The 15,960-nt window shown below is 71.0% G+C and carries 20 protein-coding genes; 15 read left to right on the top strand and 5 right to left on the bottom strand.

The window, feature by feature from the left end; genetic code table 11:
* Window positions 1-53: 53 nt before the first annotated feature.
* The gene (locus ACFYUV_RS33890; RefSeq protein WP_387675753.1) at window positions 54-1,502 is read right to left on the bottom strand and encodes a sensor histidine kinase; all 1,449 of its coding nucleotides are present in this window, start codon (window positions 1,500-1,502) and stop codon (window positions 54-56) included.
* Entirely contained in the window at window positions 1,499-2,230 is a 732-nt protein-coding gene (locus ACFYUV_RS33885) for a response regulator transcription factor (protein ID WP_387675750.1), read from the bottom strand. Before ACFYUV_RS33885 ends, ACFYUV_RS33890 begins: the two co-directional genes overlap by 4 nt.
* Window positions 2,231-2,388: 158 nt before the next feature.
* On the opposite strand from ACFYUV_RS33885, the gene ACFYUV_RS33880 reads away from it, so the two are divergent.
* From ACFYUV_RS33880 to ACFYUV_RS33825, 12 genes are all read left to right on the top strand, one after another.
* Window positions 2,389-3,774 (top strand): ferric reductase-like transmembrane domain-containing protein, encoded by a 1,386-nt coding sequence (locus ACFYUV_RS33880; RefSeq protein WP_387675747.1) that lies wholly within the window; start codon window positions 2,389-2,391, stop codon window positions 3,772-3,774.
* Window positions 3,775-3,783: 9 nt separating this feature from the next.
* A complete protein-coding gene (locus tag ACFYUV_RS33875; protein ID WP_387675744.1) occupies window positions 3,784-4,239 on the top strand; it encodes an FMN-binding protein in 456 nt (151 codons plus the stop codon).
* The gene (locus ACFYUV_RS33870; protein WP_387675741.1) at window positions 4,239-5,048 is read left to right on the top strand and encodes an FAD:protein FMN transferase; all 810 of its coding nucleotides are present in this window, start codon (window positions 4,239-4,241) and stop codon (window positions 5,046-5,048) included. Before ACFYUV_RS33875 ends, ACFYUV_RS33870 begins: the two co-directional genes overlap by 1 nt.
* Before the next feature lie 138 nt (window positions 5,049-5,186).
* Entirely contained in the window at window positions 5,187-5,390 is a 204-nt protein-coding gene (locus ACFYUV_RS33865; protein WP_387675738.1) for a hypothetical protein, read from the top strand.
* A complete protein-coding gene (locus ACFYUV_RS33860; RefSeq protein ID WP_387675735.1) occupies window positions 5,387-6,244 on the top strand; it encodes an aldo/keto reductase in 858 nt (285 codons plus the stop codon). The genes ACFYUV_RS33865 and ACFYUV_RS33860 overlap by 4 nt, the downstream gene beginning before the upstream one ends.
* A gap of 86 nt (window positions 6,245-6,330) precedes the next feature.
* Window positions 6,331-6,555, top strand: coding sequence for a hypothetical protein (locus ACFYUV_RS33855; protein ID WP_387675732.1), 225 nt, complete (start codon window positions 6,331-6,333; stop codon window positions 6,553-6,555).
* Between the two features lie 195 nt (window positions 6,556-6,750).
* Entirely contained in the window at window positions 6,751-7,086 is a 336-nt protein-coding gene (locus ACFYUV_RS33850; RefSeq protein WP_387675729.1) for an ArsR/SmtB family transcription factor, read from the top strand.
* Between the two features lie 9 nt (window positions 7,087-7,095).
* A complete protein-coding gene (locus ACFYUV_RS33845; RefSeq protein ID WP_387675726.1) occupies window positions 7,096-8,202 on the top strand; it encodes a GNAT family N-acetyltransferase in 1,107 nt (368 codons plus the stop codon).
* 146 nt (window positions 8,203-8,348) lie between these two features.
* Window positions 8,349-8,690: an ArsR/SmtB family transcription factor gene (locus ACFYUV_RS33840; protein ID WP_387675724.1), complete on the top strand. Its 342-nt coding sequence runs from the start codon at window positions 8,349-8,351 to the stop codon at window positions 8,688-8,690.
* 11 nt (window positions 8,691-8,701) lie between these two features.
* On the top strand, window positions 8,702-9,778 hold the full coding sequence (arsB, locus tag ACFYUV_RS33835) for an ACR3 family arsenite efflux transporter (RefSeq protein ID WP_387675721.1): 1,077 nt from the start codon (window positions 8,702-8,704) through the stop codon (window positions 9,776-9,778).
* Window positions 9,771-10,175 (top strand): arsenate reductase ArsC, encoded by a 405-nt coding sequence (locus tag ACFYUV_RS33830; RefSeq protein WP_387675718.1) that lies wholly within the window; start codon window positions 9,771-9,773, stop codon window positions 10,173-10,175. Before arsB ends, ACFYUV_RS33830 begins: the two co-directional genes overlap by 8 nt.
* A 380-nt stretch (window positions 10,176-10,555) precedes the next feature.
* Window positions 10,556-10,891 carry a sulfocyanin-like copper-binding protein gene (locus tag ACFYUV_RS33825; protein WP_387675715.1) on the top strand — a complete coding sequence of 112 codons (336 nt, stop codon included), beginning with the start codon at window positions 10,556-10,558 and terminating at the stop codon, window positions 10,889-10,891.
* 13 nt (window positions 10,892-10,904) lie between these two features.
* Here ACFYUV_RS33825 and ACFYUV_RS33820 read toward each other — a convergent pair whose 3' ends face one another.
* Both ACFYUV_RS33820 and ACFYUV_RS33815 read right to left on the bottom strand, forming a co-directional pair.
* On the bottom strand, window positions 10,905-12,131 hold the full coding sequence (locus ACFYUV_RS33820; protein WP_387675713.1) for a M28 family metallopeptidase: 1,227 nt from the start codon (window positions 12,129-12,131) through the stop codon (window positions 10,905-10,907).
* An 8-nt stretch (window positions 12,132-12,139) separates the two neighbouring features.
* A complete protein-coding gene (locus ACFYUV_RS33815; RefSeq protein ID WP_387675710.1) occupies window positions 12,140-12,397 on the bottom strand; it encodes a hypothetical protein in 258 nt (85 codons plus the stop codon).
* 143 nt (window positions 12,398-12,540) lie between these two features.
* On the opposite strand from ACFYUV_RS33815, the gene ACFYUV_RS33810 reads away from it, so the two are divergent.
* Together ACFYUV_RS33810 and ACFYUV_RS33805 are read left to right on the top strand one after the other, a co-directional pair.
* The gene (locus tag ACFYUV_RS33810; RefSeq protein WP_387675707.1) at window positions 12,541-12,942 is read left to right on the top strand and encodes an ACT domain-containing protein; all 402 of its coding nucleotides are present in this window, start codon (window positions 12,541-12,543) and stop codon (window positions 12,940-12,942) included.
* Window positions 12,943-13,354: 412 nt separating this feature from the next.
* Window positions 13,355-13,792, top strand: a complete 438-nt coding sequence (locus ACFYUV_RS33805; protein WP_387675704.1) for a hypothetical protein — start codon at window positions 13,355-13,357, stop codon at window positions 13,790-13,792.
* A 61-nt stretch (window positions 13,793-13,853) separates the two neighbouring features.
* On the opposite strand, the gene ACFYUV_RS33800 is transcribed toward ACFYUV_RS33805, so the two are convergent.
* On the bottom strand, window positions 13,854-14,432 hold the full coding sequence (locus ACFYUV_RS33800) for a TetR/AcrR family transcriptional regulator (protein WP_387675701.1): 579 nt from the start codon (window positions 14,430-14,432) through the stop codon (window positions 13,854-13,856).
* Between the two features lie 90 nt (window positions 14,433-14,522).
* On the opposite strand from ACFYUV_RS33800, the gene ACFYUV_RS33795 reads away from it, so the two are divergent.
* Window positions 14,523-15,935, top strand: a complete 1,413-nt coding sequence (locus ACFYUV_RS33795) for an MFS transporter (protein ID WP_387675698.1) — start codon at window positions 14,523-14,525, stop codon at window positions 15,933-15,935.
* Window positions 15,936-15,960: the final 25 nt, after the last annotated feature.

Here is a 15,960-nt window from a genome sequence, read left to right as displayed (position 1 = left end):
TGGCCCAGTAGAGGGAGGCCACGGCGAGCGTGTCGTCGAGCTCGCTCGACCATCTATTGCGGTCCGGCCTCGGAACGGCTCGCGGTGGCGGGCAGAGTCACGCGGAAGGCGGTACGGCCTGGCCGACTCTGGAGGGACACGGCTCCCCCATGGGCGAGGGTCACGGCCTTGACGATGGCCAGCCCGAGCCCGCTGCCGCCCAGGGCACGCGAGCGGCCCTTGTCGGCGCGGACGAACCGTTCGAACAGCTCCTGCTGGATCTCCTCGGAAATGCCCGGCCCGTCGTCGGTCACGGTCAGCTCCACCTCCCCTGACAGGACGCGCACGGATACCGTCACCGTGGCGCCCCGAGGGGTGTGGAGGGCGGCGTTGCCGAGCAGGTTCACCACCACCTGGTACAGACGCGCGGCGTCGCCGATCACGGTCACCGGGTCTTCGGGCAGTTCCAGTCGCCAGAGGTGGTCGGGGGCCGAGACTCGGGCGTCGCCGGTCGCGTCAATCACCGCGCGGGTCAGGTCCACCTCCTCGCGGGCCAGCGACCGTCCCGCGTCGATCCTGGCGAGCAACAGCAGGTCGTCGACGAGCGTGCCCATCCGTGCCGACTCGGCCTCGATCCGCTCCAAGGAGTGCCCCACCGCGGCCGGCAACTCGGCGGCATGACGGCGAGCCAGCTCCGTGTGAGCCCGAATGGTGGCCAGAGGGGTTCGCAGTTCATGGCCGGCGTCGGCAGCGAAGGTCCGCATCCGCTGCTCGCTGGCGTGCCGCCGGGTGAGCGCATCAGCTACGTGCCCGAGCATCCGGTTGAAGGCCTCGCTCAGCCGGCCGATCTCCGTACGCTGGTCCTCAACCGGTACGCGGTCGGGCAGCGCCACCTCACCGCTGGACAACGGAAGCGTGCTGACCCGCTGCGCCGTGGCGGCCATCCGCTGCAGCGGCCGCAGGGACAGCCGCACCCACAGCGCGCCCGCCGTCCCCGCCGCGGCCATCACCACGGCGAACACCACCAACTCAGCCAAGATCAGCCGGTGCACCGTGGCCTCGACTCCCTCCATCGGGAGCCCGTCGATGAGCACGTCGCCGTCCTTGCCCCGGGTCGCCATGACCCGGTAGTCGTCCAGCTCGGACAGCTCTACGGCGTGGCCGCGCCCGTCCACCGGTACGGCGGCCAAGGCGGCGACGTCCTGGGCGGAGAGACTGGGCTCGGCGTCGTCCGCGCTGCGGGACCGGACCACGGCTGCGTTGATCACCTGGCCGTTCACCATGCGCACGCCAAGGGTGCCGATCGACTGACCACGGCTGTCGCCGCGCTCGCGCTCCTCCTCCCGGCGGTGCTCCAGTGTGACGGCGAACCGGCCGGCCGCCATGGACAACTGCTGGTCCAGCCGGTCCACCAGGAAGCGCTCCAGCTCGATCGAGGTGCCCACGCCGATCGTGGCGCAGGCCAGCGCGAGCAGGACCAGCACTCCGGCCATCAGCCGGCCGCGGAGGGTGTGCGGCCTCATGATGGCTTGAGCACGTAACCCACGCCCCGCACCGTGTGGATCAGCGGCGTGCGCCCGGAGTCGATCTTCTTGCGCAGGTAGCTGATGTACAGCTCCACCACGTGCGCCTGGCCGCCGAAGTCGTAGGACCAGACCTCGTCCAGGATCTGGGCCTTGCTGAGCACCCGGCGCGGATTACGCAGGAGGAGACGCAGCAGTTCGAACTCGGTCGGGGTGAGTTCCACCAGCTCCCCCGCGCGGGTCACCTCCCGGGCGTCCTCGTCCATGGTCAGGTCGCCGACGACCAGCCGGTTCCCCGCGGCGATCTGGGCCATGCCGGCTCGGCGCAGCAGGCCGCGCAACCGGGCGACGACCTCCGCGAGGCTGAACGGCTTGGTGACGTAATCGTCGCCGCCTGCCGTGATCCCGGCGATCCGGTCCTCCACCGCGTCCTTGGCGGTGAGGAACAGCACACACACCTGCGGCGCGTCGGCCCGCAGGCGACGCAGCACCTCCAGGCCGTCCAGGTCGGGCAGCATGATGTCGAGCAGCACCGCGTCCGGCCGGAAGTCACGGGCCACGTTCACGGCGACGGCACCACCGCCCGCGGTGCGGACCTGCCAGCCCTCCTCGCGCAGCACGGTGCCGAGCACCTCGGCGAGGTCGGGTTCGTCCTCGACGACGAGCACGCGAACGGGCGCGCCGTCGGCGCGGCGCAGTTCGGGAAGTTCACGGGCACTGGCTTGCATGATGTCTATCAGGATCCCCCTGTCCGCTCTGCGGACCGTCTGTCTCACCTATGAGAACCCTCTGAACGGCGGAGATATGCCTCGTTCAGAGGGAACAGAGAAGTTCGGCTGGCAGTGTGCTCGCGATGGAGAAGGAACTCCGCCCAAGGGGGACGATCGTGAGCATCGCTTCGGCCGGACGAGTCGCGACCGGGGCAGGGACAGGGACAGGGACAGGGCGGCGCGGAGCCGTCCGCGCCCATCCCGCCGCCGTCCTGTCGGTCATCGCCGCAGGGGTGCCGGCCGTGCTGGGCCTGTGGTGGTGCGGTACTCCACGTGTCGCCGGCCTCGGGGACTGGCTCAGCGGGGCCGGCCGGATCACCGGTCTGCTGGCCGCATACGGGATCGCCGTGCTGCTCGCGCTGATGGCCAGGATCCCGCCGCTGGAGCGCGGCGTGGGCTCCGATCGCCTCGCCCGCTGGCACGCGATGGGCGGTCGCTACGTGGTCGCACTGGCGACGGCCCACACGCTGCTGATCATCTGGGGCTACGCCGTGGCGGACGGCACCGACGTGGCCAGCGAGACGGTGACGCTGAACCTGTCGTACCCCGACGTGCTCGCGGCCACGGTGGCCGTACTGCTCCTGGTGGGCGTGGGCATCATCTCGGCACGCGCGATCCGGCCGCTCCTGCGCTACGAAACCTGGTTCCACCTGCACTTCTACACCTATCTGGCGGCATGGCTGGCCTTCGGGCACCAGTTGTCGACCGGCAGCGAGTTCGTCGGCTCGCCCGTCGCCCGCACCGCCTGGTACGCCCTCTATCTCGGGGTCGCGGCCGCGCTCGCCTGGTACCGGTTCCTCACTCCGGTCCGCCAGGCGCTGCGGCACCGGCTCAGGGTCGACCGGGTAGAGCCGGAGGCGCCGGGCGTCGTCTCCGTCTACCTCTCCGGCCGCCGCCTGGGCAGGCTGAGGGCCGAGCCGGGTCAGTTCTTCCGATGGCGGTTCCTCACCAGGGATCTGTGGTGGTCAGCCAACCCGTACTCGCTGTCGGCCGTCCCCCAGCCCGACGAACTGCGCATCACCGTCAAGGACCTGGGAGACCAGAGCAGACGTCTCGCTCGTCTGCGACCGGGTACCTGGGTCGTCGCCGAAGGCCCCAGCGGCGCGTTCACCCCTGGCCGGCGACGCCACGGGCGCAAGGTGCTGCTCGTGGCGGGCGGGGTCGGCATCACCCCGCTGCGTGCCCTGTTCGAGTCGATCCCCGCCGCGCCCGGCGATCTCACCCTCCTCTACCGCGCACGCAGCGAAGAGGATCTGGTGTTCCGTACGGAGCTGGAGGAGATCGCCGGTCGGCGTGAGGCGGCCCTGCACTATTGCGTCGGCCCGCGCGACCAGGTCGGAGATCCGTTCACGCCGGAGGTGCTGGCACGGTTGGTGCCCGAGCTTGCGCGGCACGAGGTCTACGTGTGCGGCCCCACCGGGATGACCGGCGCGGCGGTGTCCGCGCTGCGCGCCGCCGGAATACCTGATCGCCACATCCATCATGAGTCGTTCGAGTTCTGAGGAATCCCCATGCGCAGAGCGATGTTCGCCGTCCTCGTCACCGCCGTCGGCCTGGTGCTGCTCCTGTCGTTCAAGCCGCACGAGCTCACCGCGGTGGCGTCCCCGCCGTCCGCCGTCTCCCAGGCCACCGCCCCGCAGGTCAACGGCACCTGGACCGGGCCGGGCGCCGTCGCAGGCGCCACCGGCGGGGACAAGGTTGTCACAGGTGACGTCGCCACCACTCGCTGGGGGCCGGTGCAGATCGAGCTCGTCCTGGCCGGCGGCAAGATGGCCGGCATCCGGGTGCTCCAGGCCCCCGACGGCAATCATCGCGACATCGCCATCAACAGCCAGGCGCTGCCGACGCTCAATGACGAGGCGCTGGCCGCGGGATCGGCCCAGATCGACGCTGTCTCCGGGGCCACGTACACCAGCGAGGGATACGTCCGATCCTTGCAGAGCGCCCTGGACCGGGCCGGGCTGTGATGCGACACGTCGAGCACGTCATGGGCACGGTCTTCTCCTTCGACCTCCGCCCCCCGTTCGGCGACGGGCGGCACGCCGTGGCCGAGGCCGTCGCCTGGCTGCACCAGGTGGACGCCGTCTTCTCGACCTACCGCGCGGACAGCCCCGTCAGCCGCCTGGACGCGGGCGAGATCGGCCTGGACGACTGCCCGCCGCAAGTGGCCGACGTCCTCGAACTGTGCACGTCGGTGACGGAGGTGTCCGGCGGCTACTTCACCACCCGCCCCTCGGGCCGCCTCGACCCGTCCGGTCTGGTCAAAGGATGGGCCATCGAGCAGGCGTCACGCATCCTCACCCGCTGCGGAGCCGTGAATCACTGCCTGAACGGCGGCGGAGACCTCCAGTGCGCAGGAAGACCCGCGCCCGACCGGCCGTGGCGGATCGCGGTCGCCCACCCACTGTGCCCGGGGACGACCGCCACGGTGATCGCCGGAGACGACCTGGCCGTGGCGACCTCCGGCACGGCCGAACGCGGGCCGCACATCACCAACCCCCACACCGGCCGGCCCGCGCTGGACCTGGCTTCGATCACCCTCACCGGCACCGGCCTCACCATGATCGACGCCTACGCCACCGCCGCCTTCGCGATGGGCACGGCGGCCCAGGCCTGGATCGAAGGGCTCTCCGGCGTAGAAGCGTTCGCCGTCACTCCTACCGGCGCCACCTGGCACACCTCCGGCTTCCCGGACCTGGCCACCCTCCGCATCGGCCGCGTCCGGTCCGGGCCCACCCCTCCCGGACGAGAAGGCGCCGGGCGGCGGCACGCGTGATGGCGGTCAGCGCCCCCCGTCTGCTGGCCGTACCGGGCGCAAGCCACGCAGCAGGCGTTCACCCCCCACCGTTGCGGACCCGCTGGTCGGACACCGCGCCCGGAGTGGCGTACGCATGAGATTGGGAAGTAACCACGAGTGGCTGACACCCGGTTCGACCAGATCTTCCCGCTCGGAGAGCCCGACGACGCCTACGCGCGGCACTTCATCGGCCAGAGCCACCTGGCCCCGCCGGCCGACGGCAGCGTCCCGGTCAGCGACGTGAGGTTCGAGCCGGGCTGTCGCAACAACTGGCACATCTGGGGCGACGGTTCGCTGCCTAAGAACGGAACGAGCGCATGACCATCCTGAACGAGACCTACACCCTGTCGAACGGCGTCCAGATCCCCAGGCTCGGCCTCGGCACCTGGTTCATCGACGACGACCAGGCAGCCGGAGCCGTCCGCGAGGCGGTCGGGATCGGCTACCGCAACATCGACACCGCGCAGGCCTACGGCAACGAGCGCGGCGTCGGCGAGGGCGTGCGCACGGCGGGCGTACCTCGCGACGAGCTGTTCGTGTCCACGAAGCTGGCCGCGGAGATCAAGGACCACGACCGGGCTGTCGCCGCGATCGACGGGTCGCTGGAGAAGCTCGGGCTCGACTACGTCGACCTGATGCTGATCCACAGTCCGCAGCCGTGGGACGATTTCCGCGGCGACGACTACGCCGAGGGCAACCGGCAGGCCTGGCGCGCGCTCGAGGAGGCGCACAAGGCCGGCAGGATCCGCTCGATCGGCGTCTCGAATTTCCTGCAGCAGGACCTGGAGAGCCTCCTGCGGGGCGCGACCGTCACGCCGCACGTCAACCAGCTGCTGGTGCACGCCGGCAACACGCCCACCGAGCTCCTGGCGTACTGCGCGGACAGGCAGATCCTCGTCGAGGCCTACTCGCCCATCGCGCACGGCGAGATCCTGAGGAACGCCGAGCTGGTGGCGATGGCGGAGAAGTACGGCGTCACCGTCCCGCAGCTGTGCATCCGCTACACGCTGCAGCTGGGCACCGTGTCCCTGCCCAAGACCTCCAACCCCGAGCACATGCGCTCCAACGCCGAGGTCGACTTCGAGATCTCCGAGGCGGACATGGACACCCTAAAGAACCTGCACGCCCAGGACTACGGCGACTCCAGCGTGTTCCCCGTCTACAGCGGTAGGTGACGGCCGCGTCAGGAAGAGGCCCCGGCCGGTCAGCGCTGGTCGGGGCCTCTCGCCGCCTTCGTGCGGCCTGGGCCCCTCGGTTCGTCGTGGGCACCGGCTCCCTACGGGGTCGCCACTCTCCGAAGGTCGGCTCCGCCGGCGCCCGCATCCGCGCCGCTGCAGGCGTGTTCGGCTCGGCGCTGTACGCGGTCGGGTGGTTGTTGATCAGCTTCGTCACGCGCACAGCGCTGGGCCTGCTCCTGGTGGTTGCCGCGTCTCCGGCCCTGGTCTGCCACGCGCTGCCGCACACGGAAGGGGTGGTGGGGTTGTGATGGCGGGCGATCCGCCACCGGGCGGCTGGTCGACTCCCTGTCCGGCCCTGCTCAGATCCTCGTCCGTGCAGTGCGCCCGCAAGCCGTTGGGCTGGGCAGGCGCGGCGAGCGGGTCACGTCCAGCGAGCCGGTGTTCGCGGCGTGTGCCATGAGAGGCTTCCATGCTCGCCATAAATCGACTATCGTCGATGTTCGATGAATGAGACAGAGGGGCCTCTGCCGCGCGCCGAGGCCGAGGAGTATGCGAGCTGGTTCAAGGCCCTGGCCGACGCCACTCGGATTCAGATCGTGTCGCTGCTTGCGCGGAGGCGAGCGCCGATGAGCGTGGGCGAGATCGTGACCGCTTCCGGGGTAGGTCAGTCCACCGTCTCGCACCACCTGAAGATCCTGGCCGACGTGCGGTTCGTACTGGTCGACAAGCAAGGCACGTCCAGCCTGTACCGGGTCAACGAAGCCTGTGTGAGCTGTTTCCCCACCGCCGCCGACGTGGTGATGGGCAACCCCGTGCCGGCCGCACCGGTCTGCGACTGAGGAGATCCCATGGCGCACGACGAGATCGTCGACCACCACTCCGCCCTGGCCCGCAACGCGCTCAGCGGGGAGCGCATCGCCCAGTTGCACGCCGGTGAGACGGTGCTCGACCTTGGATCCGGTGACGGCATCGACGTGCTGCTGTCAGCCCGCCGGGTCGGCCCGCACGGCACGGTCTTCGGCCTGGACGCCCGCCCTGCCATGGTGGAACTGGCCCAGCGCAACGCCGAACAGGCGGGTGTCGCCAACGCGCAGTTCCTGCACGGCACGATCGAAGCGATCCCGCTGCCCGGCCACACGGTGGACGTGGTCATCGCCAACTGCGTGATCAACCTGTCCGACGACAAGGCGGCGGTGCCGGCCGAGGCGTTCCGGGTGCTGCGTCCGGGGGGCCGGTTCGGGGTCAGCGACGTCGTCACCGCCCAGGGCCTCGACGAGCAGGCGCGACCGCGGGCCGAGCAGCGCATCGGCCATGCCGCCGGATCGCTCACCGTGCAGGAGTACCGGGATCTGCTCGTCGCGGCCGGCTTCGTCGCCGTCACGATCACGCTGACCGCCGATCACGGCGACGGTGTGCACTCGGCCATCGTCCAGGCCGTCAAGCCCGCCATCGGGCCCGGCCTGGAGATCCGGCCGATGCGCGAGGGCGACGCCGCCGAGGTGCTGGCCATCTACCAGGCCGGCCTGGACACCGGCCAGGCCAGTTTCGAGACCACCGCGCCCATCTGGGAGGGGTTCACCGCGAGCCGGTTGCCGCATCTGCGGTACGTGGCGACCGACAGCGACTCCGGCGAGGTGCTCGGCTGGGTGGCCGCCTCGGCGGTGTCGTCCCGCCCGGTCTACGCCGGAGTGGTCGAGCACAGCATCTACGTCCACCCCGGCTGCCAGGCTCACGGCATCGGCCGGGCGCTGCTGGGGGCGTTCATCGCCGCCGCCGAAGATGCCGGCGTCTGGACGATCCAGTCCGGCGTCTTCCCCGAGAATGCCGCCAGCCTGGCCCTGCACCAGGGCCTCGGCTTCCGGGTGGTCGGCACCCGCGAGCGCATCGGCTGTCACCGCGGCCTATGGCGGGACGTGCTGATGATCGAGCGCCGCAGCACCTTGACCGGGGTCTGAGTCGCCGCTCAGGACGGCGGTTCGCGGACTACCGCTCGGCTGGAGCCGTACGAGATCTCACCCAGGCTCCGCCGGGTCCCTCCTGGCTTTGATATCTGCCAATATAGAGAGGCATCGATTTCGATGCCTGTCTATACGGAGAAGATGTGGAACCTCTGGAGCTCTTGGAGTGCAGCCCGCCGCTGATGCGCGAGCCCCTGGACGCCGAGCGGGCGGCCGGGGTGGCGCGGGTGTTCAAGGCGCTGGGCGACCCCGTGCGGCTGCGCATCCTGTCGATCGTGGCCAGCCGCGCCGGCGGCGAGGTGTGCGTGTGCGACATCACCGGCGCCTTCGAGCTGTCCCAGCCGACCATCAGCCACCACCTGAAGGTGCTCAAGGAGGTCGGGCTGCTGACGTCGGAGCGGCGCGCCTCCTGGGTGTACTACCGGCTGGTGCCCGAGACGCTGGGTGAGCTGTCGGCCCTGCTCGACGTGCCCGCCACCGTCTGAGAAGCGCCGCGATGTCCTCTTCGACCGCGCCCGCGCAGGGCGTCATCGCCGGCCTGTCCACGCTCGACCGGTTCCTGCCAGTCTGGATCATCGCGGCCATGGCCGCCGGACTGCTGCTCGGACGGCTGGTACCGGGGCTGAACACCGCGCTGGAAGCGGTGAGGATCGGCGACATCTCCCTGCCGATCGCGCTCGGACTCCTGCTGATGATGTACCCGGTGCTGGCCAAGGTCCGCTACGACCGTCTGGGTACCGTCACCGGCGACCGCCGCCTGCTGCTCTCCTCCCTGGTGCTGAACTGGGTGCTCGGCCCGGCCGTCATGTTCGCGCTGGCCTGGACCTTCCTGCCCGACCTGCCCGAGTACCGCACCGGCCTGATCATCGTCGGGCTCGCCCGCTGCATCGCCATGGTCCTCATCTGGAACGACCTGGCCTGTGGCGACCGTGAGGCCGCCGCCGTCCTGGTGGCGCTCAACTCGGTCTTCCAGGTGATCGCGTTCGGCGCGCTGGGCTGGTTCTACCTGCAGGTGCTGCCCGGCTGGCTGGGCCTCGCGCAGGCCGCGCTTCAGGTCTCGGCCTGGGACATCGCCCAGTACGTGCTCATCTTCCTCGGCATCCCGCTGGCCGCCGGATATCTGTCCCGCCGGCTCGGCGAACGCGCCCGCGGCCGGGACTGGTACGAAAGCCGTTTCCTGCCACGCGTCGGCCCGCTGGCCCTGTACGGGCTGCTGTTCACCATCGTCATCCTGTTCGCCCTGCAAGGCGGCACGATCACCGCCCAGCCCGGCGACGTCGCGCGCATCGCGCTGCCGCTGCTGGCCTACTTCGCGCTCATGTGGGGCGGATCGTTCCTGGCCGGCAAACTGATCGGCCTGGGCTACGAGCGCTCCACCACCCTGGCCTTCACCGCCGCCGGCAACAACTTCGAGCTGGCCATCGCCGTGGCCGTCGGCGTCTTCGGCGTCACCTCCGGCCAGGCGCTGGCCGGAGTGGTCGGCCCGCTCATCGAGGTCCCCGTCCTGGTCGCCCTGGTCTACGTCAGCCTGGCCGGCCGCCGCCTGTTCGCCAAGGAGCCCGTGCATGCCTGACCAGCCCAGCGTCCTGTTCGTCTGCGTGCACAACGCCGGACGCTCCCAGATGGCCGCCGGCTGGCTCACCCACCTGGCAGGCGACCAGGTCGAGGTCCGCTCGGCCGGTTCCGCCCCGGCCGAGCGGGTCAACCCGGTCGCTGTCGAGGCCATGGCCGAGGTCGGCATCGACATCACCGCCGCCCGCCCCAAGGTCCTGTCCGTCGACGCGGTCCAAGCCTCCGACGTGGTCATCACGATGGGCTGCGGCGACGCCTGCCCGATCTTCCCCGGCAAGCGGTACGAGGACTGGAAGCTCGACGACCCCGCCGGACAGGGCATCGACGCCGTCCGAGCCATCCGCGACGACATCCGCCTCCAAGTGGAGAAGTTGCTCGGCGAGTTGCTGCCCGGCTGACTCGCCTGCACTGAACGACGGCGAAGGCGGCCACGAGACGGATGTGGGCGTGGGCGTGCCATGGCTCTGTCGGGGCAGGGGACCTGGGTGAGGTGTCCTCACCCAAGTCCTCAGGACGGCCGGCCTCAAGCGGGGGCGGAGCGACGGAGGTGCCGAGCATGTGGCTGCACAAGATCAGTTACACAGCGATGAGCGCCGTCATGTGCGCAGACCTCGGCCTGGGAGGAGCCGCGTTGGCTGCGGCGATCACGCCACGCCAGCAGCCTGCGTGCACTGCGCCACCGCTTCAAGGGCATGTGGTGGATGTGTCCCTCGCGGAGATGGGATCAGGCATGGTGAGCCCTGGCCCTCCGTACGGCTCAGGGCCGCACGGCACGCGGATGAGACTGACGGCAAAGCCTTCGAGCGTTCCAGCCGGCAAGGTCTCGCTGCGTGCGTACAACGAGGGGGTCCTCGCCCACGAGGTCGTCGCGCTGCCGCTCCCGGCGGGGCACGCGCCGGGACAGCGGGTGACCGGTTCGGACGGGCGCGTCAGCGAGGCGGGTAGCCTCGGCGAGGCGTCCCGTACGTGCGGGGCGGGCGCCGGGAACGGCATAGCTCCTGGATCCACGAGCTGGACCACGCTGACACTGCGACCGGGCCGATACGAACTGCTGTGCAACTTCCCGGGCCACTACGCGGCCGGCATGTACGCCGAACTCGACGTCACCGGTTAGGCCATGGGCCTGATCAGATCGAGGTCCGGGCGGCCAGCAGCCCCACGGTGGCGGCCAGCAGCCGGGCCGCCGCCACGAGGGTGTCCGGTTCGACGCGGTCGGGGGTTTCGGCGGGGGTCTGGTAGCCGGGCATGCCCATGCCGATGCCGATCGCGGCCAGGCCGGCGGCGGCGTAGCGGCGGTTGTCGGACGCCATCGCGCCCGCTCGCAGCGGCACGCCGGTCAGGCGGGCGGCCCGGTCCAGGGTGGCCAGCAGCGCGTGGGCGGGTCCCCCGGCCTCGACCGAGGCGGCCTGGTGCAGGTGCGCGGCGCCGTCGAGGTTGATCACCAGCGTGTCGGACGGCAGCGCGGGCGCGTGGTGGGCCGAGCCCCATGCCCCGGCCTCCTCGGCGTCCAGGAAGACCACCGACAGCTCGGCCCGGACGGCCGGGTCCGCCGTCAGGACGCGGGCGGCCTCCAGGACGGCGGCCACGCCGGAGGCGTTGTCGGCGGCCGCGGGCAGCCGCAGGCCGGGGTCGTCGCCGACGCCGTCGTAGTGCGCGGCCAGCAGCACCCGCGGCCCGCTCCCCGCTCCCCCGGCGTGGGGGAAGCGGGCGTGCACGTTGCGGCCGTCCGTGGAGATCTGCCGGAGCGGCATCGACGCGGTCACCCGCACCGGCCCGGCGGCCAGCGCGTCGGCCAGGCGGGCGTGCAGGTCGGCGCGAAGGGCGATGATCGGGACGGCGCGGGGGGCCGGTCCGGCGATCATCTTGGGCATCCACCCCTCGGCGTCGGTGCCGCGCGCGGTCAGCACTCCGGCCGCGCCGTGGGCCTCGGCTCGTTCGCACGCGTGCGCCCAGTCTCCGGCCTCGGCCAGCACCCATCGGCCGCGCAGGTCGGCCGCGGAGGCGGCGGCGAGCGGCGCGGTGCGCGGGTCCGGCGAGTCGGCGGTGGCGAGGTGCTCGACGAAGTCCCGCCGGTGCTCCAGGCGCAGCTTTTGGTCGCCTGCGTTCCATTCGAGCACCGGGGTGGCATACAGCTCCCGCACGTCGGCGACGGGGAAGGAGTCGAGTTCGACCTCGGCGCCCAGCTCGCGCAGTCGCTCGGCGAGCCGGTCGGCGGCGGCCCTGCCTCCGAGGGTGCCCACGCGCCGCCCGGCGTAGCGGTCGCGGGCCAGTTCGTGCACCGTGGCCTGCATCCGCGCCGCCGACACCCGCTCCACGACGGCGGCCAGGCCGGGCGCCTGAGGGAGGTCCGGCATGGTGGAGGTCATCCGCAGCAGCCGGTGGCGGCTGCCTCGACGGCCGGGGTGGCGGCTGGGGCCTGACCGCAGCAACCGGCCTGGGCGGCCTGCTGGGCGGCGGCCGTGCTGCCACAGCAGGCGTTTGCGGCTGCCTCTGCCTGGTCGTCCGTGTCACCGGCCGCGGAGGCGGCGGCAGGAGCTCCACAGCAGCCACCGGCGGCGGGCGGCGCGAAAGCCTCTGCCAGGTCGCCGATGAAGCCGCCGCTGGTCTGGTCCGTCGTCATGATGGATTCCCTTCTGCGGGTGTGAGGTCGAGGCCATCAACACTTCGACCTGTATCGAATCAGGCACGACGATCCCACGCTGCTTAGACGTTCGTCAAGATAGACGAGAGTCGAAATAAGGGATGCCTGATAGACACATGCCCATGAACGCATCCACCGCCCAGCACCTCAACATCATGTCTCCCGCATACGCCGTCGAGCATCTGCCGCACGAAGGGGTGCCCGAGGACGATTGGCTGGTGCTCGTCCGCGCCCCGGAAGGGCTGACCGTGGTCCGCGAGGCCAGAGACATGGACGCGGCGGAGCAGTGGATCGGCTTCTACGGAGGCGCCACAGCACATGGCCTGGACCTTCCCGGGATGCTGTCCGCGATCGTCAAGCCGCTGGCGGAGGCGGCGATCCCGGTATTCGTGGCCTCGACTTTCCACGCCGACCTGGTTCTGGTTCCCAAGCCGAGGAAACAGCAGGCCATCGCCGTCCTTGAGGAAGCGGGGCACCAGGTGACGAGCCAGGGCGCGAGCGCCGCCGGGGCCGCGCAGCCGTAGCGGGGGCCAGGCGAACCAGGGCGGGACGGAAGCCGACCACGAGCGCGCCCCGGTCGCGGGCCTCGCGTACGGGCGCGACGGCGACGAACCGCCCAGGTCGCCGACGCTTTCGGCGTTCTGTCCGGCCAGGACGGCCCGGTGGCGGCGGCTGGTCAGGCTCGGCATGGAAGCCCTCAGCCGTCGCCCCTGCGCCGGAGAGTCAGATAGGCTCCGATAACTCGAACAGCTATGTTCGAGTTATCGGGAAGGTGGGGGGACGTGGCACCGCGAGAAGCGCCGAGAGAGGGACGAGCATCAGCAACGGTCAGTTCACGGTCGGCCAGAACGGTCACGCCGGCCGCCTCCGGCGGCGGACTCACCGTTTCTTACGATGGGTCAGCGTCGCTCCCCGGCCTCTTCCCGGAGGCCCGTCATGCGTAGCGCCGTGCCCCTGGGGGACGACACCATCGTCGTGCTGCTGCTGGCAGGACTGATCTTCATGGCGGCCCTGGTGCTGGGCGTATGGAAATACCGGCAGATGATCCACTCGGAGCGCCACAGGGCTCATCCCTATGTGGACATCGCACATCGTGCCGCATTGCTGTATTCGTTCGCGACGCTGCTGATCGCTGTCTTCGTCGAGCTGAGCGGCTGGCCGGCGGCAGTCGATCTCGTCGCGGCGGGAGTCGTCGTGGTGTTCTTCGTCGCGGCGATCGCGAGCTACGTCCTTCACGGTCGGCGCCGGGACACCGGCAATCAGTTCCGCCATCCCGTCCGCGGCACAACGGCGTTCATGGCGGCGCTCATCGTGGGCGAAATCGGCGGCTTCACTGTGCTGCTCGCCGGATTCGTGCAAGCACAACTGCTCTGAATCCTGTCCAGGCCACGCGTGCGGCGAGTCCGCCGCCCCACGCCGGAACCGGGCTCCCGCCTCAGGCGGCCAGCACCGACTGGATGGACTTCGTGACCGTGTCGGCGGCATCCTCACGGGCCAGGCGTCCTTGGCGTACCTCGTTCGCCGCGCCGTGCAGGATGTAGTGGGTGAGGCTGACCAGCCAGGCGGCGGGCAGGTCGGTACGGAAGACGCCTTGATCCTGGCCCCGGTGGACGAGGTCGGCCATGCGCTGGGCGGGTTCGGCGTGCAGGTCCCGGATCCGTCCCGCGGGAAGGACTCCTTCGGCCGCGGCCAGCAGGGCCGCTGATTCGGCCACCAGTTCCCAGCTGGACGCCAGCAGGCGGCCCATGGCTTCGCGCGCGTCGCCAGTCAGGTCGACGGAGGCCAGAAGCTCGTCACCGTCTCGCAGCGCCTCGACCAGTGCCGCCTCGATGAGGTCGGCCCGGGTCCGGAAGTGCCCGTACAGGGTCATCCGCCCGACGCCGGCAGCGCGGGCGATGTCGTCGGTGGTCGCATGCGGGTCCGAACGCATCAGTTCGCGTGCCGCGGACACGATGCGGGCGATGCTGCGCTCGGCATCGGCACGGCGCCTGGAACGCACAGGAGGTGCAGCCATGCCCCCAGCCTATCTCGTATGCGTGCATACGGCTTATAGTGACCAGCGCAACTCGTATATGGACATACGAGATATCGGCTGGAGGATCTGATGACCCAACCTGCAGTGCACCAAGCAGAGCTCCACGAGCCGCTCCCGGCCCGGTGGCGCATCCTCGGCTTCCTCGGCGTGGCCCAGCTCATGCTGATCCTCGACGTCACCGTCGTCGCCATCGCGCTGCCCCACATGGAGACGGACCTCGGTCTCGGTCGCGAGGCCCTGACCTGGACGGTCAGCGCCTACACGCTCACCTTCGGCGGCCTCATGCTGCTCGGCGGCCGCATCACGGACCTGCTGGGCGCCAAGCGGATCGTGATCGCCGGCCTGTTGCTGTTCACCGTCGCCTCGCTGGTCACAGGGCTGGCCGGGTCGGCGGGCATGCTGCTCGCCGGTCGGGTGGCCCAGGGCGTCGGGGCCGCGCTGCTGTCGCCCGCGGCGCTGTCGCTGGTGGTCGCCCTGTTCGACGGAGAGGAGCGGAACAAGGCCCTGGGGGTCTGGTCCGCGCTCGGCGGCGGCGGCGCCGCGCTCGGCGTTCTCCTCGGCGGCCTGCTCACCGCCGGTCCGGGATGGTCGTGGGTGTTCCACGTCAACGTGCCGATCGGCCTGGTGATCGCCGTGGTCCTCGCCGTACTGCTCCCGGCGCGTACGCCTTCGCCCGCCTCCCGGCCCCGGCTCGACGTACTCGGTGCGATCCTGGTGACGTCCGCCGGCGCGTCGTTGATCTACGCCCTCATCGCCGCCGGCGAGCGGGGGTGGCTCAGCGCCCTCACCGGGTGGCTCGTGCTCGCCGCTGCCGTGGGCTACGTGCTGTTCGTGCTGTGGCAGAGGCGGGCGCGTTCGCCCCTGATGGACGTGCGACTGCTCGCCCGGCGGCCCGTGGCGGTCGGGGCCTTCCTCATCCTGATGGCCACGGCACTGATGATCGCGGTGTTCTTCCTGGGAACCTTCTACTTCCAGCACGCTCTGGGCTACGGCGCGCTGCAGGCCGGGCTGCTGTTCCTGCCGGTCGCGCTGGCGACGATGCTCGGCGCCAACCTGACCGGGCGCCTGCTCGGCCGGTGGGGCGGGCGCGCCCTGGCCGTCTCGGGTCTGACGGTCGCGGCGATCGGCATGGCCGTACCGGCCTTCTCGACGAGCGTCGTCAGCGTCGTGGCGGGCGTGGCCGTCGCGGCGGCGGGCACCGGGGCGATGTTCGTCATCGCCTCGGCGACCGCGCTCGGTCAAGTGGCGCCCCACGAGGCCGGGATCGCCTCCGGCATCGTGAGCACCTTCCACGAGTTCGGCGCGTCCGTCGGAGCCGCCGTCATGTCCAGCGTCGCAGCCGCGAGCCTGGCCGGGACCACGTTGAACGGCTTCACCAGCGGATTCGCCGTGGCCGCGATCGCATCGGCGGTCGGCGCGGTCGTCGCAGCGCTGGTGACGCCCGGCCGCCCGTCACCCACGGCGCAAGCCGGCTCTCAGTGAGCGGGGACCGCCCGGTCCGGGCGCC

Source organism: Nonomuraea sp. NPDC003560 (assembly GCF_042878785.1).
In the GTDB taxonomy this organism is placed as follows: domain Bacteria; phylum Actinomycetota; class Actinomycetes; order Streptosporangiales; family Streptosporangiaceae; genus Nonomuraea.
The sequence above is the reverse complement of the archived record's forward strand: the minus strand, read 5'-3'. Positions and strand labels throughout refer to the sequence as shown.